Here is a 20,132-nt window from a genome sequence, read left to right as displayed (position 1 = left end):
TCAGGTCAATTCATTGGAAAATCAACTTCAAATCCAATTCCTCTCAGGGATTGGATTTTTATTTGAGGATCATTAATGAAATATTTTCTAAGTCTGCTCATAAATACGTCAAGGCTTCTTCCTGTAAAATAATCATTGGTTTCCCAAAGACTGTCCAGAATATCATCCCGTTTGATCATAGTACCGTTGTATTTTAAAAGGTATAAAAGGAGTTCTCGTTCTCTGATTGTAAGGCGGACATTTCCTTCCGGGTGTGAAAGGACCAGCTTTTCTGTATCTAAGGAATAGGTTCCGATCCTGATCTGTGGTGAAGAAACCGGTTGGGTTCTTTTAAGAATGTTCCTGATTCTTAAAATCAGCTCTTCAGGATCGCATGGTTTGGCAATGTAATCATCAGCTCCGATCTTCAGTCCCATCAGGCGGTCTATTTTCTGGTTTTTGGCGGTCAGGAAGAGCAGCGGGAAATTATTTTTCTCCTTTAAAATCATTTTGGCTAAAGTAAAACCGTCAATGGAGGGCATCATGATGTCCAGAATACCAATGTGAAAAGGGAAATCTGTACTCAAAAGACCGGCAATATCTTCAGGATTCTGAAACCATGTCACGTCAAAGTCTTCCAGTTCAAGGTATTGTTTAAGGATCATCCCGAAATCCGGGTCGTCTTCTGCCAGAAGGATCTTAATTTTCATAGGGAATGGATATTTTAAATGTGGTTCCGGCTTTTGGACGGCTCGAAACATCTATATGGCCGTGATATTTGGTTACGATATTTTTAACAAAATAAAGTCCGAGACCCAGCCCCTTGGTGTTGTGGATATTATTGGATTGGATTCTGTAAAATTTTTCAAAAATATGCTTGAGTTCCTTTTTTTCTATACCGGAGCCGTTGTCGATGATTTCTATTTTTAGGTTTTTGGAATGGCTGCTGATATTGATTTTAATTTCAGAAGATCCGTATTTTACACTGTTTTCACAAAGGTTTTTAATGACGGTCTCCATTAGATTTTTGTCCAATGGAAGTTCTTCTGAAATCTGGTTACTCACTTCAAAATTTGTATCGGGAAAGGTAAAGGCCAGATCCTGTATGAAAAAGCTCCAGTCCTCACCTTTTATTAAAGGTGTTTCTTCAGATGTTTCATCCTTGTGAAGTTGCAGCATCAGGTTTTCAAGACGGACAATCTGACGGTCGATCAGGGGAAGGGTCTCAGGGTTCCAGTCTTTTTTCAAGGCCTTACATGCTATTTTAAGCGTAGCAATAGGGGTTTTAAATTCATGGGAAATGTTGTCCACAACAGTGTGGAGAACTTCTACCTGTTTCTGTTGTTGAATTAAATTTTTAACAGTGAAAATGTACAGTATCAGAACACTTGTCAATAGGGCAATACAACAAAGGAAGAGTAAGGTGAGTTCTTTGAAAACAATGCTTTTAATATTTAAAATTTCAAATTCCGTTTTGCTTTTTACATGAAAGCTGTTGTTTTTGGTAATCTTTTTTTCGTCATCGGATGTTGATTTAGAAGTCGTTTCCCAATTCCCTGTATTTGTGATTCCAGCTTTAATTACCTTGTTTTTAGTTTCAAAAAGGGTAATTGGCTGGTCAATGAGTTTGGTTTTGGAGGGTAGAAAAAAAATGGATGTATATTGAATTTTCACAGCGACTTTATATCCCTGATTTTCGAACTGATGATCTACGTACTTACTAAAATAGTCTTGTGTATTTTTTCTATTCTGTTCAAAAAGACTTAAAAATTCTTTTTTGTCGATTTCTTTGTTAGTAAATTTTATAAGAATATGCTGCAGCGAGTCGTCGGATACTTTTTTCATGCTCGCTTTATTATCAAGATTATCAGTAAACCGAGTGAGTCTGGTATGTACATCTCTGTAAATTTCCCTCTCTTTAACCTGATAGGTTTTATACATGAAATAAGCCTGTATTCCCAAAAGAAGCAGAAATAGTGCTGCAAAAAGAGCAATAAGATTTTTACTTTTCAAAATCATAGTAACAAATATAAAACATTCGCTTTTGTCCAATTGCCATTAACCCATCATTAACCTTTCATTAACCGAATTTCTTAGATAAAATAATGACTTTTGTACTGCAGATAAATTTTTGATGTTCTTACGAAGTGAAAAAAATAATTGTTCTTTTTGGGATATCCGTTTGTTCTCTGGTGGGAGCTCAGGATATTGATGCGGTTCAGAACTCCATAAATGAGGATGGACATAAAATGGTGGAGATCCATAAGGGTTCGGAAAATAATATTCAATGGAAAATAGAGTCAGAAACAAAACGACTTAGCGATTATAATCTTCAAAAAGCCACTGCGGTGTTTGAAGGAAGGGTGCTTACCGCATGGTTTACTCATGATGTGAAAATTTCTTCAAAGCATTATCAGCTTGGAGGACTTCCGGGTGTAATACTCTTTGTGGAAGATGGCAATAAAGATTTTGTTTATAAGACAAATGTGAAGAAGGCGTATTGCAGGAATATAAAAAAGATGCCTTCATAGATTCAAGCATATTACTATTACTTGTCGGATTCAGAACATATATTTCTACTGTTATTTAGAGGCTTGAATAGATTTCTATTCAAGCCATTTTATGTTGAAAGTTTCGGTCAGCTTATTACAATAGACATTAACCCATCATTAACTTTTCATTAACCGGTATTCTTTAAGGGAATGTGGATTTTTGCATCAGAAGTTCTGTGGATGCTCTATGTATTCTCAGAACAGTATTTACTCCTTAAAAATAAATCATGTATAAATTTCTAATTTTTTTGTGCCTTCCGGTTTTGATCCTTTCACAACAACGAAAAATTGAGGGCACGGTTGTGAATACTCAGAATGAAAAACTTCCTTTAGTTTCTGTTGAGATTTATAATTTGCAGAATATTTTGATAAAAAAGATCACGACTAATGAGAGTGGTGGTTTTACGCTTGAAGGGATTTCAGAAAAATCGGTAAAATTGATTATTAAAGATCTTGAATATACCCAATTTGAAAAAGATCTTGATCTTGAAAGACAGGAGGCTCCTTTGCAGATCGTTTTAAAAAAAGAGATACAGGAGATTCAGGAAGTAGTGATGACCAAACAAAAACCTGTGATAAAAAGGAAAATAGACAGGCTGGAATTTAATGTTGAAAATAGTAATATTTCATCGCTCAACGCCTGGGAGATTCTCAAAAAGACACCCGGTATTACAGCCAGTAATGATGTACTGGCCATTAAAGGAAGTCAAAGTATTCTGGTAACTATTAATGACAAAAAAGTAATGCTGACCGGAGATGAGTTGAAAAATCTGTTGGAAAATACTCAGGGAGAAGAGGTGAAATCAGTAGAAGTGATTACCAATCCGCCAGCCAGGTATGAAGCATCTGGAAGTGCTGTTTTGAATATTGTCATGAAGAAAAATAAAGTGGAAGGATATCGTGGTATTCTTTCTTCTAAATATGTACAGACTCAATATGCAAAAGGAGTCGCTGGGATTTCTCAATATTATAAAAAAGATAAACTTTCTCTGATGGGAAGTTATTTTCTTGGAAGTGGAACCTACTATCGCGAAGGGACGGATTACGTAAATTATGTAGAAGATAAAACCCGCTGGGTGAGCACGATGAATCGGAAAGACCGTAATAAAAGTCAAAATACACTGAACTTTAATGTAGAATATGAAATTGACAGTCTGACTAATGTAAGTCTTAATTATTCAGGTTTTTTCAGTCCTAAGTCTTTCGGAACCTATCATGTACCGACTTTGATTTATAACAGTCAAAATAATGTAGAATCTAATTATATAACCATTAATGATCATGAGTCGAGATCCATTAATAATTCATTAAGCTTTCAGGTGGAAAGAAAACTGAATAAAAAAAGCAAACTGACATGGACGAATTATTTTGCGGGAAATAATGCCAGAAAATATCAGAATGTAATCACAGCTCTCAACTTTGCAGGCGGGATTCCGAAAGAGAATAACTTTGTAACCCATGATAAAAGTAATGTTCAGCTGTATTCTACACAGGCAGATTATCAGTGGAAAAATAGTATATGGGAATGGGAATCCGGTGCGAAATACAGTTTTGTAAAGACCAATAGCCAGCTTGAATTCTCTGATAACGAAAATGGACAATTGCAGTACAGGGGAGACAAGAGCAATGCTTTTGACTATAAAGAACATAATTTCGGGCTGTATTCATCATTGGCTTATAACCCTGGAAAATGGAATTTTAAAGCTGGATTGCGAGCAGAAAAAACCGATCTGGAAGGAGTTGTTTCAGAACCTTATGAGGTTAATAAGAACAGTTACTGGAAATTATTTCCAACATTATATGCACAGTATACCACAGAAAGTAATCACCAATTCGGATTATCTTATGGAAAGAGGATCAGCAGACCATCCTATTCGTGGTTGAATCCTGCAAAATCTTACTATAACTTGTTTTCTTATTTTCAGGGAGATCCGAAATTAAAAGCCACAATTATTCATAATCTTAATTTCACCTATTCCTGGAAAGAATGGAATCTTGATCTTTACTACAGAAAGGAAATTTATCCTTCAATGGAAATTTCTTATCAGGAACCCAGCACCAACAGTCTGATTTATCATTTTACAAATATCGAAAAAGGACAGGCTTATGGGGTAAGTGTATATAAAAACTTTCAAATCAAGCCCTGGTGGAGTTTAAGCGTTTCTGAAAACCTTGAGCATAACGAGAATTATTTTGTTGGAATTGACGGTATTTTGTATAAAAATAAAGTCTGGAATTTGTCTTCAGATGTCTCTACAAGTTTCACTTTGGACAAAAGCAGTGATTGGAAACTGGAAATTGGACACCGATATAATTCTCCATCAATACAGGGAACTTTCAGGATCTCGGGTTCATCAACAACTTATCTGGTAATGAATAAAAAGTTCTTTAACAAGAAATTAGATGCAAGTCTTTTCTTTAGCGATATCTTTAAAACATCCAAAGAGAAAATCAGTACCAGGTATGCGAATCAGGATAACTATTTCCTGGATTACCGTGATACCCAAAGTGTTTCAGTTTCATTAAAGTATAATTTCGGAAATCAGGCTGTAAAGAACGCTAAAACAATCAAGAAAACAACAGAACAGGACAGACTTTAAAGAATTTAATGTAAAAACTAATAACCATAAAACATTATTATAAAAGAAATAGCTGTCCGGTGTTACATTTTCGCTAATTTTGATACTTATTTTTAAAAATTAGAGATATGAAACGATTTCTTTATGTCTTGGTAGCCGCTGTTTCGATGCAGCAGATGACTGCTCAGGAATTATATATGCCGAGGAATATTAAAAAAGCCTACGAAAAAGGAACCCGGGATCTTTCCGGTGCGCCGGGCAAAAACTACTGGCAGAATAAAGGAATTTATAATGTTGAAGTAAAAGTGGATGCCGGAACTAAGACTGTTTCAGGAAAAGAAACTATTGCGTACAGCAACAACAGTCCGGATGAGCTTCATGAGCTGGCCATTAGATTTGTGAATAATCTTCATAAGCCACAGTCGCCCAGATCCGGTTCGGTATCCAAAGATTTCCTGTCGTCAGGTCTTCATATAAAATCATTCATCGTCAATGGTGAAAAATATACAGTAAACAGCGATGATTGGGGAACTGTTGAAAAAGTAAAATTAAATAAAGCTCTTAAGGCCGGAGCTAAAGCTGAGGTTAAAATAGAATGGGAATATCCCCTTTCCGTACAGAGTGGAAGAGAAGGGCAGATAGATCCCGAAACTTTTTATGTTGCTTATTCTTTCCCGAGAATTTCTGTGTATGATGATTATAATGGCTGGGATATGCTTCCTCATTCCGACAGACAGGAGTTTTACAATGATTTTAACGACTATAGTTTTACCATCTCTGCTCCAAAGAATTTTGTGGTATGGGCAACCGGAGATTTTCTGAATCCTGATGCTGTGCTTCAGCCGGAATATTTGAAAAGATATAAAGCTTCTCTGAAAAGTGACAAAGTCATACAGATTGCTTCCGAACAGGAAATGAGATCTGGAAAAGTAACGAAACAGAATAAATGGAATGTGTGGAAATTCAAAGCCAATCATATCACCGATTTCTGTTTTGCATTAAGCAGCCATTATGTTTGGGATGCAGCAAGCGTTCAGTTGAAAACAAAAAGAGCAAGTGTTCAGGCTGGATATAAAACGGGGGCAAAAGATTTTGAGCAGTACGTAGACTGGATGCGTTATAACCTGGATTGGTTTTCAAAGAAATGGCCGGGCGTAGAATATCCTTATAACGTTATGACCGCCATTCAGGGATATGCCGATATGGAATATCCGATGATGATTAATGATACAAGTATTCCTGATGATCTTCGCGATGCAAGACTTACTGCAGATCATGAAATTGCTCATACTTATTTCCCGTTTTATATGGGGATCAATGAAACCCGTTATGCTTTTATGGATGAAGGCTGGGCAACGACCCTTGAGTACCTGATCGGAATTGATGAAAATGGAGAAGCGGCAGCGAAAGATTTTTATAAAAATTTCCGTGTGAAAAAGTGGATCAAAGATCCTTCTGCGGAGCAGGATCAACCGATTATTACGATGAGTACTCAGGTAAGCGGCCCCGGATATGGAAATAACTCTTATGTAAAAGCATCCCTTTCTTATCTTGCTTTAAAAGACTATTTGGGAGATGAGCTTTTTAAAAAAGCCCTTCTGCATTATATGGATAACTGGAATGGAAAACATCCGGTACCATGGGATTATTTTAATTCAATGAATACAGGTTCCGGAAAAAATCTGAACTGGTTTTTTCAAAACTGGTTTTATACCAACAACTATATCGATCTGAAAATAACCGGAGTTTCACAGCTTAACGACCTTCTTACAGTAAATGTAGATAATGTGGGTGGATTTGCAGTTCCTTTCGATGCTGTTTTGAATTATGAAGACGGATCTGTTGAAAAGCTTCATTTCTCACCGGGAATTTGGGAGAAAAACCAGAAACAGACCGATCTTACGGTTCCTATTAAAAAGAAAGTCAAGTCGGTGACATTGGATGGAGATATCTTTATGGATTATACTCCTGAAAACAATACGAAATCATTATAAAGCAAAGAGCCTGAATAAAAATTCAGGCTCTTCTTTATTTAAAGTTAATTGTGGTGTGTATTATCTTAATCCTGCTCTTGGGCCGGATGCTGCTACGACAGCCTGCATTCTGGTTTTTTGATTGGCAGAGAACATAAACATAGCTTTATCATCTACATAATCCATGTAATTCATAAACATTTGAGAGCGGCTTACTCCTCCACAAACTCTGTTTAGAGGGTATGATGGTGTTCCGTAGTTAGGACCAGGAGAAGTAGGAGTGTCATTAGAATAATCTGTCTGGCATCCTGCATCGGATGATCCCCAAAGGTGAGGAAGGTTTAAATAGTGACCTACTTCATGGGTAACTGTTCTTCCCAGATTGAATGGAGCAGAAGCTCCTGTTTTTCCAATATATTGATAACCTATTACAAGGCCGTCATACCATAATCCGGCAGCTTCGGGATAATAAGCATATCCTAATGTTCCAGGCTGGCCATTCTGATCAAGGATAGAATTAACAACCCAGATATTCATATTTTTGGTAGCATCGGTAGGGTTGATCCCTCCCGTGGTGGATTTCTTCATTTCATTCAGATTGGATTTCCAGCCTGTTTTTGTGTTTTGTTTACGGTTGGTGGCTACCAGCTTAAAACGGATTTTTACATCACCAGCTGTAGAAGACTGGAATGCTGCCGGTGTATTGGAAACATCGGAGTTTGTAGCTCCATAATCTGCATTCAGTACAGCAATCTGTTCTGCGATTCTGGCATCAGAAATATTTTGAGAAGCTGTGTTGTAGATCACGTTAAAAACAACAGGGATTTCAACTGTTCCGTCTGCCAGTACTTTACCCATTCTAAGTTCTTGTGAAAATTTTTCAGACTGTAATTCATTGGCATTGAATCTGGCTCTCAATTCAGGGTCATTCCTAAGGGCTTCCTCTCTTATTTCATCAGAAGGGCAGGCTCTTTTTGAGGCGGTCATTCCGGAAGTGGTACCTGGATCCTGTGATGCATCCTCTTGATTGGAAATGCTGTCGCTGTTACAGGAGGACATGAAGCCCAGAATAAGAGCTCCGAATACTAAGTTTTTCATAATATATTGTTAATGGTTTGGTCTCCAAATTTATATTATAAAAAATTAAAAAACAAGATATTTTGAAAAATATTTAAACATTTTTCATTTATTACGCATTGTTATTGAATATTATTCATGTTTTTAGTGATTTAGTTGAATTTTAATCATATCACTAAAGTGTGTTTAAATAATTTATAGATTGATTTATTTTTATTGAAAATAATCATGCAAATCAATGAAACTGATTTATATTTTTAATCTAATTTTTTTGATTTGACTTAACCTGCAAATCCATTTTTAATTGCAAAAACAGCCAGCCCCACACGCGTTTTCAGATCTAATTTGTCACATAGCTGATCGCGGTAGCTTTCTACAGTTCTCGGGCTGCAGCACATTCTGTCTGCAATTTCCTTGTAGCTCAATTCGGTGACCGTGTATTTCAGGAATTCTCTTTCCCGGTCAGAAATTTTTACTGCGTTTGCCGTTTCCTTATCTTTGTTAAGATTGGAAAATATGATTTTTGAAGCCCATTCCGGATAAAAGAATCCATCGGAATTCAAGTTCGTCAATGCTGTTTCCAGATCCTTCGGATGAGTGTTTTTCAGTAAATATCCTTTAGCGCCGTTTTTGATCATTTTAATAACGCTGTTGTCGTCACCCTGCATGCTGAGTGCCATTACTTTGATACCCGGATGGTTTTGTGTAAGCCAGGCAGCTGTCTCAAATCCATCCATGATAGGCATGCTGATGTCTAGAAGAATAATATCCGGAATCTTTTCTTTATTTTCAAACTTCTCGATCAGATCCTTGCCGTTCTCACAAACATAGATCACTTCAAATTCATTAAAATTACCAATAATCCCTTCCAGTGCTTTGGCTATAAGGATGTGGTCATCAACAATAACTATCGTTTTTTTCATGGTTGTTTTTTTAAAATAATATGGAGTTCGGTTCCTGAGTTTTTCTGACTTTCCAGGCTGAAATCAGCACCTATAATGGCAGCTCTGTTTTTCATATTCGTCAAACCAATGCCATTGGATTTGATAGTAGCCTTATCGAATCCGATACCGTCATCTTTGATATGAAGCTCCCAAAGGATATCTTCAGAAGTATTGAGTTTAATAAAAATGTTTTTACAGTTAGCATGTTTTATACTGTTCTGGATGAATTCCTGTGTAATCCTGAGCAGTACATTTTTGTGTACAAATCCCAGATCAAGCTGCTTAAAATTGTGTTCGAAATTTACCTTGCATCTTTTGAAAGTATTGGTATTATCTACCTCTTCCTGAATCAAAGTTACAATTTCCTTTTGGTTGATATTGTCGTCTGTCAGTGTTTTAGAGAGATTTCTAAGTTCCTCCAGCGATTGATTGATAATCTGCGAAACCTGATCAATTCTTTCGCTTACCTCTGGAACCCGGTTTTCGTAAAGAAGCTGTTGGGTATATAGGCTTACCAATGTCAGTTTCTGACCAATATTATCGTGGAGCTCTCGTCCTATCTGCTGCATGGTTGCCTGCTGAATTTCTAGCTGGGTCGCAAGAAGTTCGCGCTGATGAATTTCATTTTTTATTTCAATTTCATTCATATATTCTTTTTTACGCTGCTTGTACTTTCTGATGTATACCATCACAGCAGCCACAAACAACACAAAAAATATGTTGAACAGAATAATGGTTATTAAGAGCTCCGTTTTCCCCATATAAATGAAATTGAGAATAGAAGGTACATGATAATTCCAGAAATCAGAAAATAATTATAGTATACATTATAGAGTTCCCGATACTTAGTGATCAAACTGAAGAATGCCCAAAAGGGCAGGGTTCCAATATAAAATAAAGTGACTCCCAGATTAATGTAGAACATCTTGTTACTGCTGAAGTTTAAAATGTCAGAAGAGTTAATCTGTCTGTAATATTCCATAATAACCAATACCATTAGTATAAGACATCCAAATGTGTAGTTGAAAGAGAAAATGATCTTTTTCGTGGTAAAGAATATTTCGCTGGGTAAAAATGACAAGAGATAGAGGGCAGACAGAGCATAGAATAATTTTGGCTTGCCCAGTGCTTTTGCGGCATAAAGCCAGTAAAAGAAAAGAAACTCAATCGGGATTACAAAATAATTGAAAAACTTTGGTTTGTCATATTCTACGAGCAAGTGTCCCCATTTACCCATAGCTTCAGAAAGAAACATGAGGATAAGATATATAGAGAAATACTTCCAATACCCGTCTTTATTACCACGATTGTAGTATATAAGGGATATTATGGCAGTGAGTCCTTCTGTCCAGATCATAGACTCCTGAAGTATCTTCTGAAAATCAGTCATATTGAGTAAATGGTAAATAAATTATTAATTGAATTAAGGAAATTGTTCAACCTTGGGGTCAAGTGGAGGAGATAGGGCTCCGTGATTTTCTGCAAGAGTTATTGGACCGGATTTTTTGGTTTTTGATGCCATTGCTAATGTAGACCCATTATTGGACGGACAAAAATCATAATGAAGCATTTCACCTGATTCATCCTCCTTTTTTAAAGTAGGGACCATAACCAAAGTGTGTCTTTGTGCATATTCCTGTTCTACGGGATGGCTTTCCATAATGGCCCAGTCTTCTGCTTTCGGATAGGCTGCATAATAAAATCTGATGCCCAGGTCGTTTTCAGAAACATCTGGGTTTACATTTCTGGCTTCAGTTTCAATACATTCAATGAATTTTTTCAGTTTAGGAAGGTCAAACCATATAGAGTGGGAGTCTGTAATCCCCAATTCTTTATTAACAGCCTGCATCTGATTGTTTCTGTAATTGGAAATCAAATTCCGTACAAGCTCTGAAGCGATGGTGTTACTGCTTGAAACGGCTTCAAGTGATTCGGCTTCTAAAGTAGGTTTTGTTTTCATAACGTTAGCTTTATAAGAAAATATCTGTTAGTTCCGCAAATTTCGTTAAAATTTTATGTTAAACAGATGTGTTTTTACCTATTTATTTTCCGTGTTTTTACGGATTGTATGAAAACGTGAAAATTTGTAAAAAACAGAGTCCCCAAACAGCTTGAGGACTCTCTATTTTTTTGAAGATGAAATTTTATAATAATCTCAACCCGGCTCTTGGACCGTTCGCAGAAATGGAAGCCTGCATTCTGTCGTTTTGTTTTTTTGTAAACATGAATAAGGTAGTTTCATCAGAGTAATCCATATAGTTCATGAACATTACAGATCTTGATACGCCGCCACAGGTTTCCATTTTAGGATAAGAAGGAACCCCTCTATGGTTGGTGATCTGTTGTGGAGTATCATCTACGAAATCATTTCCGCAATTAGCATCACCCCAGATGTGTCTTAAGTTCAGGTAGTGTCCTACTTCGTGTACCGTTACTCTTCCTTTATTGTGTGTAGCCACTGGGCCGCCTTCACCGATATATTCATCCATCATTACAACTCCGTCATTCCAAAGACCTGCAGATTCAGGGAAAGTAGCATATCCAAGTACGTATCCGGTTTGGTATGGCATATAATTTACTACCCAGATGTTAAGATATTTAGTAGGATCTGTGGCGTTGATTCCTCCTGTTGAAGATTTTTTCATATTGTCATTAGGAGCCCAGTTGGATGTCGTCGTAGATTTTCTGTTGACCTGTACCAGTCTGAATTTGATTTTTGTATCCCCTGCATTCACCGGTTGGAATGCCGAAGGAATGTTGGAAACATTGGCATGAGTCGACGCGAAAGCCTTGTTCAGTACATCGATCTGGGAATTGATTCGTGCGTCTGATACATTGTTGGTTGCATTCGTATACAGAACATTGAAGATGACAGGAATTTCAACGCTGCCGTCCGGTAGTACTTTACCCATCGTTTTTTGCTTGATAAACTCGGAAGTGCTGTTTTCTATCTGAAGCATACGCTGGGCAGCATCAGGATTTTCTGAAAGGAATTTTTGTCTCACCATATCAGAGCCGCAAATGACTGCTGTTTTGTCTGCCATAGCAACCGGATCTGAAGTGGTTTTGTCTGTGTTTAGATTTTCGGTTTCGTTGGTACACGAAACAAAGAGAGTAATCAATACTCCTAATACTGCTTTTTTCATAAAAATATATTTTGTGGTTTGGATTTATCACAAATGTATGAAAAATAAGTATTTGATGATTATTATTTAGTTATTTAACACTATTTGTTACTAATATGTTATTTTATTAAAGTTTAAATTATTCATTGATTTATTTATTTTGCTGAAATATTTTAATCAATTTATTAATATGTTAAATTGATAGACTGTTTCTTTGAAATTATTCTGAAAATCATAAATAGTGTTAAAATAAAAAAACCGGAGATTTTTTCTCCGGTCTGTACTTTACATGCAAGGGTATTTTTTAGGATCCCTGCAGATATTATTTGTCGAGCAACAAAGCCCATGAGGGCAGTTCATATCGATGTCGCATTCTGTCAATATAGGAGTAATCCCACCGCTGATTTGCTTTAAATCATTTCTTTTTAGCTTTTTCATACTGATTTTGTTTTAGTTATTAATTTGTTTGGATGATAAATATACTATTATTTCACCATATATGGATAAATATGATATGTAAAAAATAAGTGGTACAGATTGGGCTGTACCACTTACTTACAAAAATAATATATATGAAAAAAACTACTTTATTGATCAGTCGGTCTGAAGACCAGGCCTGTCTCTTCGAAATAATCTAAAGTGATTCTGTCCCCTTCATTCACGGTTCCTGCAAGGATCTCTCTCGATAATTTATTTAAAACTTCCTGCTGAATCACTCTTTTCAGGGGTCTTGCTCCAAAAGATGGATCATAACCCTTATTCATCAGGTAATCTACAGCATCCTGAGTGGCAGTCATGATAATGTTTCGTTTGCCCAGCATCTCATTATAACCTCTTAACTGATACTGAACAATTTTACCAATCTCTTTTTTATTTAAAGGCTGGAACAATACAACTTCGTCAATTCTGTTAAGGAATTCCGGACGCAAAGTCTGTTTCAGAAGGTCAAAAACTTCTTCTTTCGTTTTGCTTACAATTCCATCCTGATTATCCTCTGTAATATTTTCAAAATTTTCCTGGATAAGGTGTGAACCTAAATTGGAAGTCATAATAATGATTGAATTCTTAAAGTTCACCACACGTCCTTTGTTGTCTGTAAGACGCCCGTCATCCAAAACCTGAAGAAGAGTATTGAAAACATCCGGATGTGCTTTTTCGATTTCATCCAGTAAAACGACAGAATAAGGTCTTCTTCTTACCGCTTCTGTTAACTGTCCGCCTTCATCATATCCCACATATCCCGGAGGAGCTCCTACCAATCTGGATACACTGTGTCTTTCCTGGTATTCACTCATATCGATCCTTGTCATATTATTCTCATCATCGAACAAATATTCTGCCAGAGCTTTTGCAAGCTCAGTTTTGCCGACACCGGTTGTTCCTAGGAATAAGAAAGATCCGATTGGCTTTTTATCATCACTTAATCCTGCTCTGTTTCTTCTGATCGCATCTGCAACTGCTCCAATAGCTTCATCCTGTCCTACGACACGATGGTGAAGTTCACCTTCAAGGTTCAGTAATTTTTCTCTTTCAGACTGGATTAGTTTGGTAACAGGAATTCCTGTCCATTTGGCAATCACTTCAGAAATGTTTTCAGAAGTAACTTCCTCCTTGATCAATTCATTCTGATGGTTTTGCATCTCCAGTTCGAGTTTTTGCAAAGCATCTTCCTTTTCCTTTATTTTACCATACTGAATTTCTGCAACTTTCGCATAATCACCTGCTCTTGAGGCTTTCTCTGCTTCCAGTTTAAGAGATTCAATATCTTTTTTAATTTGAGTTAAATCCTCGGATTTTTGTTTTTCCTTCAGCCATTTCGCATTGATCTCATTTCTTTCCTCAGAAATTTTTGAAATGTCTTCTTTTAAATGGTCGATCTTCGTCTGATTGCCTTCTCTGGAAATAGCGGCCAATTCAATTTCAAGCTGCATTAATCTTCTGTCCAGCACATCAAGTTCCTCAGGTTTGGAATTGATTTCCATTCTCAGCTTGGCTGAAGCCTCATCAATAAGGTCAATCGCTTTATCCGGTAAAAATCGGTCTGAGATATATCTCTGAGACATTTCTACAGCAGCAATGATCGCTTCATCTTTGATTCTTACTTTATGGTGAGCTTCGTACTTATCCTTGATTCCACGAAGAATAGAAATTGCAGATTCCGTATCCGGTTCTTCCACCATTACTTTCTGGAAACGTCTCTCTAGTGCTTTGTCCTTTTCAAAATATTTTTGGTATTCATTTAAAGTAGTGGCTCCGATCGCTCTTAATTCCCCTCTTGCTAAAGCAGGTTTAAGAATATTGGCTGCATCCATTGCTCCTTCACCGCCCCCGGCACCTACCAATGTATGGATCTCGTCGATGAAAAGAATAATCTGACCTTCCGATTTGATTACTTCATTCACCACAGATTTCAAACGTTCTTCGAATTCACCTTTGTATTTGGCTCCGGCAATAAGTGCTCCCATATCCAATGAATACAACGTTTTGTCCATTAGGTTTTCTGGAATATCACCTGAAATGATACGGTGTGCAATTCCTTCTGCAATGGCCGTTTTACCAACACCCGGTTCCCCGATTAGGATCGGGTTGTTTTTTGTTCTTCTCGAAAGGATCTGAAGAACTCTTCTGATCTCTTCATCACGTCCGATTACCGGATCCAGTTTCCCTTCTGCTGCTAATTCGTTGAAGTTTTTAGCATATTTATTTAAGGACTGAAAAGTTTCTTCCGAGCTTGCAGAAGTAGCTTTGCTGCCTTTTCTTAATTCTTTAATTGCACCTTCCAAAAGACTTTTGGTAACGCCCATATCTTTAAGCATCTTGGAAACTTCAGAACTGGTTTCAAGTAATGATAACCATAAATGCTCAATTGTTACATATTCGTCACCCATTTTTTTGGCAACATTTGGAGCGTCAAGCAAAACTTTGTTAGCTGACTGGGAAAGATAGATATTCCCTCCTTCAACTTTCGGAAGTTTTTCAATACTTTCACGGTTACGCTCTCTTACCAAAGCTGCATCTGCTTCAGATTTTTTTAATAAGAAAGGCGAAATATTTTCATCAATCTGAAAGATCCCTTCAAGTATGTGTTGTGGCTCGATACTCTGATTGCCAAACTCCAGAGCAGTCTGCTGGGCTGCCTGAATAGCTTCTTGTGATTTTACAGTATATTGGTTTAAGTTCATATTTTTATGTTTTTGGTAATAATTTGTTTTTGGTTGAGTTTTAAAAAGACATCAAGAAACTAAATTTTAAGGCCCAGTTTCTTAATGCCATCAGTTATTTAATCATTTAATCGATTACCTTACCGCAAAAACTGTTCAATTATTAAATTTACAAAAAAATTGGACAAAATTTCCGAATTAACTATTTTTAACAGAGAGTTGACTAGACAAAATTTCCGATTCCTTTTCATTTGCCATGAAATAGTGGAAAAACCGTCATGCTAAAAAAAAAGCTTTCAATGGAATAAAGAGGAAATTTTACTAATTGACATAGTGATTTGGTAAAACTCCCGCTTCTGTGTTTAAAATCATAGCATTAAATTAACTTATTAACCTGAGAATAATTACTTTTGCATTTTACCAGATGGAGCTTAAAGAAAAACAACGAAAAATTTTAGACGTAGCAGTAGACCTTTTCAAAGAGAAGGGGTATATGGGCAGTTCAGTAAGAGATCTGGCTACAAAGCTTAATATCAAAGCTGCGTCGCTGTATGCTCATATCCGCTCAAAGGAAGAAATCCTCGAATGGATCTGCTTTGGTATTGCGCAGGAATTTTTTGACGAACTCCAGGAAGTAAAAAGTACAGACATTGCCCCAAAAGATAAACTCAATTTATTCCTCGATAAACACCTTTCTGTTGTTCTCCAAAACCGTGATGTTACCCATATATATTCCAATGAATGGAGGCATCTTGATGAAAGGCTTCCGGAATTTATAGAATTAAGAAAAAACTATCAGGAAGAAGTAGAACAATTGATTTCTGAGATCTACCATGCCCAAAACTGGGAACTTAAATCACCTACCTTTACCACGAGATTTATTCTTCACACCCTTAATAATTCCTATTTCTGGTTCAAAAGAAATACCGAATCAACCTCTGAAATCACCGATGAAATAAGAGAAAAACTTCTGTACGGTTTATTGGGCAATCAGAAATAATATACTTTTTTCCACAAAAGGCTCAATTTTTTTTAATCACTTCAATATTTTTGAAAATGGATGATTTTCTACTGATAAGAATTTTAATAATTGCTTTGTTTGTGGGCATAATCAGCCGTTTTTAGAATTAATAAGTTATTTAGAATTATTCAAAATATGACGAAAGTCATAAAAATTTTGTCAGGATTGAAATTCTTTTTAAATTTACACCTAACAAATGTTAGTTAGTAAGGATATGGATTTTTCAGTTGAATATTTAAAGCTTGACCAGTTGAGACAGCTTCAGTCTGACCGGTTGACAGATTTGGTCGGCTATCTTGGAGAGAGATCAGAATTTTATAGAGGGAAATTTAATGAATCAGGAATATCTCCACAGAGCATAAGGTCGATTGAAGATATTACGAAACTTCCCATTACTTACAAACACGATTTAAGGGATAATTATCCGTTTGGACTTTTTACAGTTCCGAAAAATGAGTTGCAGAGAATTCACTGTTCAAGTGGAACAACAGGAAAGCCTACAGTCGTGGGATATACAAAAGAAGATGTTGATCTTTTCAGTGAAGTGGTTGCAAGATCATTATATGCAGCGGGAGCAAGACCTGGAATGCAGTTGCATAATGCATATGGATATGGGATTTTTACCGGTGGATTAGGACTTCATTACGGAGCAGAAAAGCTTGGAATGAGTGTTCTCCCAATTTCAGGAGGAATGACCGCCAGACAGGTAGATCTGATTATTGATTTTAAACCTGAGGTGATTTGCTGTTCACCGTCTTATGCATTGACGATCGCTGATGAATTTGCAAAAAGAGGAGTTACAGCTGAAGAAATAAGTTTGAAATATGCTGTTTTAGGCTCAGAACCATGGACTGAAATTATTAGAAGCCATATTGAAGAAAGACTGGGACTTCATGCAACAAATATCTATGGATTAAGCGAGATCATCGGTCCCGGAGTATCTATGGAGGATTTTGAGGAAAAAGGGGGGTCTTATATTTGGGAAGATCATTTTTATCCTGAAATTTTAGATCCAATAACCAAACAGCCGGTTCCTTTGGGAGAAGAAGGGGTTTTGGTCATTACTACGTTAACGAAAAAAGCGATGCCGCTTTTAAGATATTGGACCAATGATATTACGAGTCTTTATTACGATGAGAGTGCAAAGAGAACTATGGTGAAGATGCGACCAATCAAAGGAAGAGCAGATGATATGCTGATTGTAAGAGGTGTCAATGTATATCCAAGCCAAATCGAAGAAGCTTTTTCTCACGTAAAAGGAGTTGTTCCGAACTACTACCTTACGCCTATCGAAAAAGAACAGATGTGTGTAGCCCTGGATATTGATGTGGAAATTGATGACGAATGGGTGAAAGTCCAAAAAATAGATGCAGATACCGATGATTATTTTAATTTTGTCGGCAGCTTTGGAAAAAACATAGAAAACGAAATAAAAAAGAGGGTAGGGATTACCACGAAAGTGAAGATTCATGCCCAGGACAGCCTGCCAAAGTGCGAAGGCGGAAAAATTAATAGAATACTTAAAAAATAATGAATTCATTTTATAAACTTAAAACGGTAAGGGTTCAGAAAGACACTCCTGATGCGGTCAACGTAGCCGTGGAAGTTCCCGAAGAGCTGAAGGATAAATTCAGGTTCAAACAGGGGCAGTATCTTAATTTCCGTATGATGATCAACGGGAATGAGGAAAGACGTTCTTATTCTATCTGCAACGCTCCAAGTGAAAAAAGCAATACACTGGAAGTACTGGTAAAGCTTTTGGAAGGGGGTAAAGTTTCAGGATATTTCAATGAACATCTTCATATGGATGAGGTGCTGGAAGTGATGCCACCTATGGGCGGTTTCAATACTTCTTATCACCCTACCAATGTGAAAACCTATATAGGTTTAGCTGCAGGAAGTGGTATCAGCCCTGTTTTATCAAATATTAAGGAAAGTCTTTATCAGGAGCCTAATAGCTGCGCTTATCTTTTCTACAGCAACAGAAGCATGAATCATGTGATGAAAAGAGGCGAAATTGATAAGTTGGTAGAGCACTTCCACGGAAGACTGAAGGTAATTTATTTAGTAAGCCGTGAAAAACATGAAGATCCTGTATTCGAAGGAAGGATTTCTGCAGAAAAATTGGAACAGTTATTTGAAAGATATACAGAAATTGATGTCAAAGAAGCTACCTATTTTATCTGTGGGCCAGCTGAAATGATCAAAGGCATTGCAGATTATTTAAAGAAAGATAAAAAAGTGCCTGCTATTCAGGTTTTATTTGAATATTTCACCGCTCCTGACGAAGAAAATTCTGAGGAAATGAGTGATGAATTTAAGGCTATTGCCAATTTAGAAAGTATGGTAACGGTGATCATTGATGATGATGAATATTCGTTCCACCTTAATTCTAAAAAAGAGAGTATCTTAGATAAAGCATTGAAAGACAATCTTCCGGTACCTTTCGCGTGTAAAGGAGGAGTTTGTTGTACGTGTAAAGCGCAGGTTTTGGAAGGAGAGGTTTTCATGGAGAAAAATTTCGCGCTTACCGAAGACGAAGTAGCCAGAGGTTACGTTCTGACATGTCAATGTCACCCGACAACGAATGTGGTGATGCTTAATTATGACGTTTAATATTTTGTAAAATGTACAAGGTAAGAAGTATATCAAAATACATTGTACCCCCCCCCGACATTTTACTTTAATACAAAAAAACAAAAGAAATGGACTTAGAAAAATTTGTTCAATACGTTCACGAAGAGAATAAAGTAGAACCCAAAGATGTAATGCCCGATGATTACAGAAAGCTATTGGTTCGTCAGATTTCACAGCATGCCCATTCTGAGATTGTTGGAATGTTGCCGGAAGCCAACTGGATTTCAAGAGCACCTTCATTGAGAAGAAAAATGGCTCTTTTAGCTAAAGTTCAGGATGAGGCAGGCCATGGTTTATACCTGTATTCTGCCACTGAAACTTTAGGAAATGGAACCATCAGAGCTGACAGAGATGCTACTTATGAAGATATGCTGGAAGGTAAGGCGAAGTACTCAAGTATTTTTAATTATCCTACCTTAAGCTGGGCAGATATAGGTGCCATCGGTTGGTTGGTAGATGGTGCAGCCATTATGAATCAGGTGATGCTGATGGGGAATTCATACGGTCCCTATTCAAGAGCGATGGTGAAAATCTGTAAAGAAGAATCCTTTCACCAAAGACAGGGTTACGAAATTCTAATGGCACTTTGCCGTGGTACAAAACAGCAGAAAGAAATGGCTCAGGCTTCGTTAAACCGTTTCTGGTGGCCGGCTTTAATGATGTTTGGTCCGAATGATGACAGTTCGCCTAACTCTAAAATCTCTATGAATTACAGAGTGAAAAGAGAAAGCAACGACAGTCTTCGTCAGAGATTTATTGACGTTACTGTTTCCCAGGCTGAATTCTTAGGATTAACCATGCCGGATAAAGATCTGAAATGGAACGAAGAAAGACAGCATTACGATTTCGGAGAACTTCCATGGGATGAATTTATGGAAATCCTAAAAGGAAACGGACCCTGTAATAAGAAAAGATTACAGACCAAAGTGAAAGCACAGCAGGAAAACCTTTGGGTAAAAGAAGCGGCAATCGCTTTTGCAGAGAAACAACAAAAAGAAGTAATATAATAATGTAACAATATACCAATGTAAAAATGTAACACTCCAATTGTTGTTCTGAGCAAAAGCGAAGAATCTTTAATGGG

16 protein-coding genes are annotated in these 20,132 nt (G+C 36.8%); 7 read left to right on the top strand and 9 right to left on the bottom strand.

Annotated elements, in window-relative coordinates:
* Positions 1–5: 5 nt before the first annotated feature.
* A complete protein-coding gene (locus IW16_RS00425) occupies positions 6–689 on the bottom strand; it encodes a response regulator transcription factor (protein ID WP_034738601.1) in 684 nt (227 codons plus the stop codon).
* On the bottom strand, positions 679–1,998 hold the full coding sequence (locus tag IW16_RS00420; RefSeq protein ID WP_034738600.1) for a sensor histidine kinase: 1,320 nt from the start codon (positions 1,996–1,998) through the stop codon (positions 679–681). Before IW16_RS00420 ends, IW16_RS00425 begins: the two co-directional genes overlap by 11 nt.
* Positions 1,999–2,126: 128 nt before the next feature.
* On the opposite strand from IW16_RS00420, the gene IW16_RS00415 reads away from it, so the two are divergent.
* The 3 genes from IW16_RS00415 (at position 2,127) to IW16_RS00405 (ending at position 7,104) form a co-directional block, all read left to right on the top strand.
* Positions 2,127–2,510 (top strand): GLPGLI family protein, encoded by a 384-nt coding sequence (locus IW16_RS00415; RefSeq protein ID WP_034738599.1) that lies wholly within the window; start codon positions 2,127–2,129, stop codon positions 2,508–2,510.
* A gap of 248 nt (positions 2,511–2,758) precedes the next feature.
* Positions 2,759–5,131, top strand: a complete 2,373-nt coding sequence (locus tag IW16_RS00410) for an outer membrane beta-barrel family protein (RefSeq protein ID WP_034738598.1) — start codon at positions 2,759–2,761, stop codon at positions 5,129–5,131.
* A gap of 107 nt (positions 5,132–5,238) precedes the next feature.
* Positions 5,239–7,104, top strand: coding sequence for a M1 family metallopeptidase (locus IW16_RS00405; RefSeq protein ID WP_034738597.1), 1,866 nt, complete (start codon positions 5,239–5,241; stop codon positions 7,102–7,104).
* 60 nt (positions 7,105–7,164) lie between these two features.
* On the opposite strand, the gene IW16_RS00400 is transcribed toward IW16_RS00405, so the two are convergent.
* From IW16_RS00400 to clpB, 7 genes are all read right to left on the bottom strand, one after another.
* Positions 7,165–8,181 (bottom strand): zinc metalloprotease, encoded by a 1,017-nt coding sequence (locus IW16_RS00400; protein ID WP_034738596.1) that lies wholly within the window; start codon positions 8,179–8,181, stop codon positions 7,165–7,167.
* Between the two features lie 260 nt (positions 8,182–8,441).
* On the bottom strand, positions 8,442–9,083 hold the full coding sequence (locus tag IW16_RS00395; protein ID WP_034738593.1) for a response regulator transcription factor: 642 nt from the start codon (positions 9,081–9,083) through the stop codon (positions 8,442–8,444).
* Positions 9,080–9,865, bottom strand: coding sequence for a sensor histidine kinase (locus tag IW16_RS00390; protein ID WP_034738591.1), 786 nt, complete (start codon positions 9,863–9,865; stop codon positions 9,080–9,082). The genes IW16_RS00395 and IW16_RS00390 overlap by 4 nt, the downstream gene beginning before the upstream one ends.
* Positions 9,844–10,494, bottom strand: coding sequence for a hypothetical protein (locus IW16_RS00385; RefSeq protein ID WP_034738590.1), 651 nt, complete (start codon positions 10,492–10,494; stop codon positions 9,844–9,846). Before IW16_RS00385 ends, IW16_RS00390 begins: the two co-directional genes overlap by 22 nt.
* Before the next feature lie 33 nt (positions 10,495–10,527).
* The gene (locus tag IW16_RS00380) at positions 10,528–11,064 is read right to left on the bottom strand and encodes a hypothetical protein (protein WP_034738589.1); all 537 of its coding nucleotides are present in this window, start codon (positions 11,062–11,064) and stop codon (positions 10,528–10,530) included.
* 184 nt (positions 11,065–11,248) lie between these two features.
* A complete protein-coding gene (locus IW16_RS00375; RefSeq protein ID WP_034738588.1) occupies positions 11,249–12,250 on the bottom strand; it encodes a zinc metalloprotease in 1,002 nt (333 codons plus the stop codon).
* Positions 12,251–12,816: 566 nt separating this feature from the next.
* Positions 12,817–15,411, bottom strand: coding sequence for an ATP-dependent chaperone ClpB (clpB, locus tag IW16_RS00370; RefSeq protein WP_034738586.1), 2,595 nt, complete (start codon positions 15,409–15,411; stop codon positions 12,817–12,819).
* A gap of 403 nt (positions 15,412–15,814) precedes the next feature.
* Between clpB and IW16_RS00365 the strand changes: the two genes are divergently transcribed.
* From IW16_RS00365 to paaA, 4 genes are all read left to right on the top strand, one after another.
* Positions 15,815–16,390, top strand: coding sequence for a TetR/AcrR family transcriptional regulator (locus IW16_RS00365; RefSeq protein ID WP_034738585.1), 576 nt, complete (start codon positions 15,815–15,817; stop codon positions 16,388–16,390).
* Positions 16,391–16,625: 235 nt separating this feature from the next.
* Positions 16,626–17,942 (top strand): phenylacetate--CoA ligase family protein, encoded by a 1,317-nt coding sequence (locus IW16_RS00360; protein WP_034738584.1) that lies wholly within the window; start codon positions 16,626–16,628, stop codon positions 17,940–17,942.
* Positions 17,942–19,027, top strand: coding sequence for a 2Fe-2S iron-sulfur cluster-binding protein (locus IW16_RS00355; protein WP_034738583.1), 1,086 nt, complete (start codon positions 17,942–17,944; stop codon positions 19,025–19,027). The genes IW16_RS00360 and IW16_RS00355 overlap by 1 nt, the downstream gene beginning before the upstream one ends.
* 89 nt (positions 19,028–19,116) lie before the next feature.
* A complete protein-coding gene (paaA, locus tag IW16_RS00350; RefSeq protein WP_034738582.1) occupies positions 19,117–20,055 on the top strand; it encodes a 1,2-phenylacetyl-CoA epoxidase subunit PaaA in 939 nt (312 codons plus the stop codon).
* Positions 20,056–20,132: the final 77 nt, after the last annotated feature.

This window comes from Chryseobacterium vrystaatense, assembly GCF_000737765.1.
GTDB lineage: Bacteria > Bacteroidota > Bacteroidia > Flavobacteriales > Weeksellaceae > Chryseobacterium > Chryseobacterium vrystaatense.
The sequence above is the reverse complement of the archived record's forward strand: the minus strand, read 5'-3'. Positions and strand labels throughout refer to the sequence as shown.

Bases quoted from the DNA above. Each gene is read 5' to 3' on its own strand.
- paaA (WP_034738582.1), top strand. From the start codon at position 19,117: ATGGACTTAGAAAAATTTGTTCAATACGTTCACGAAGAGAATAAAGTA.
- IW16_RS00380 (WP_034738589.1), bottom strand. From the start codon at position 11,064: ATGAAAACAAAACCTACTTTAGAAGCCGAATCACTTGAAGCCGTTTCA.
- IW16_RS00425 (WP_034738601.1), bottom strand. From the start codon at position 689: ATGAAAATTAAGATCCTTCTGGCAGAAGACGACCCGGATTTCGGGATG.
- IW16_RS00390 (WP_034738591.1), bottom strand. From the start codon at position 9,865: ATGGGGAAAACGGAGCTCTTAATAACCATTATTCTGTTCAACATATTT.
- IW16_RS00400 (WP_034738596.1), bottom strand. From the start codon at position 8,181: ATGAAAAACTTAGTATTCGGAGCTCTTATTCTGGGCTTCATGTCCTCC.
- IW16_RS00365 (WP_034738585.1), top strand. From the start codon at position 15,815: ATGGAGCTTAAAGAAAAACAACGAAAAATTTTAGACGTAGCAGTAGAC.
- IW16_RS00395 (WP_034738593.1), bottom strand. From the start codon at position 9,083: ATGAAAAAAACGATAGTTATTGTTGATGACCACATCCTTATAGCCAAA.
- IW16_RS00410 (WP_034738598.1), top strand. From the start codon at position 2,759: ATGTATAAATTTCTAATTTTTTTGTGCCTTCCGGTTTTGATCCTTTCA.
- clpB (WP_034738586.1), bottom strand. From the start codon at position 15,411: ATGAACTTAAACCAATATACTGTAAAATCACAAGAAGCTATTCAGGCA.
- IW16_RS00360 (WP_034738584.1), top strand. From the start codon at position 16,626: ATGGATTTTTCAGTTGAATATTTAAAGCTTGACCAGTTGAGACAGCTT.
- IW16_RS00405 (WP_034738597.1), top strand. From the start codon at position 5,239: ATGAAACGATTTCTTTATGTCTTGGTAGCCGCTGTTTCGATGCAGCAG.
- IW16_RS00420 (WP_034738600.1), bottom strand. From the start codon at position 1,998: ATGATTTTGAAAAGTAAAAATCTTATTGCTCTTTTTGCAGCACTATTT.
- IW16_RS00375 (WP_034738588.1), bottom strand. From the start codon at position 12,250: ATGAAAAAAGCAGTATTAGGAGTATTGATTACTCTCTTTGTTTCGTGT.
- IW16_RS00385 (WP_034738590.1), bottom strand. From the start codon at position 10,494: ATGACTGATTTTCAGAAGATACTTCAGGAGTCTATGATCTGGACAGAA.
- IW16_RS00355 (WP_034738583.1), top strand. From the start codon at position 17,942: ATGAATTCATTTTATAAACTTAAAACGGTAAGGGTTCAGAAAGACACT.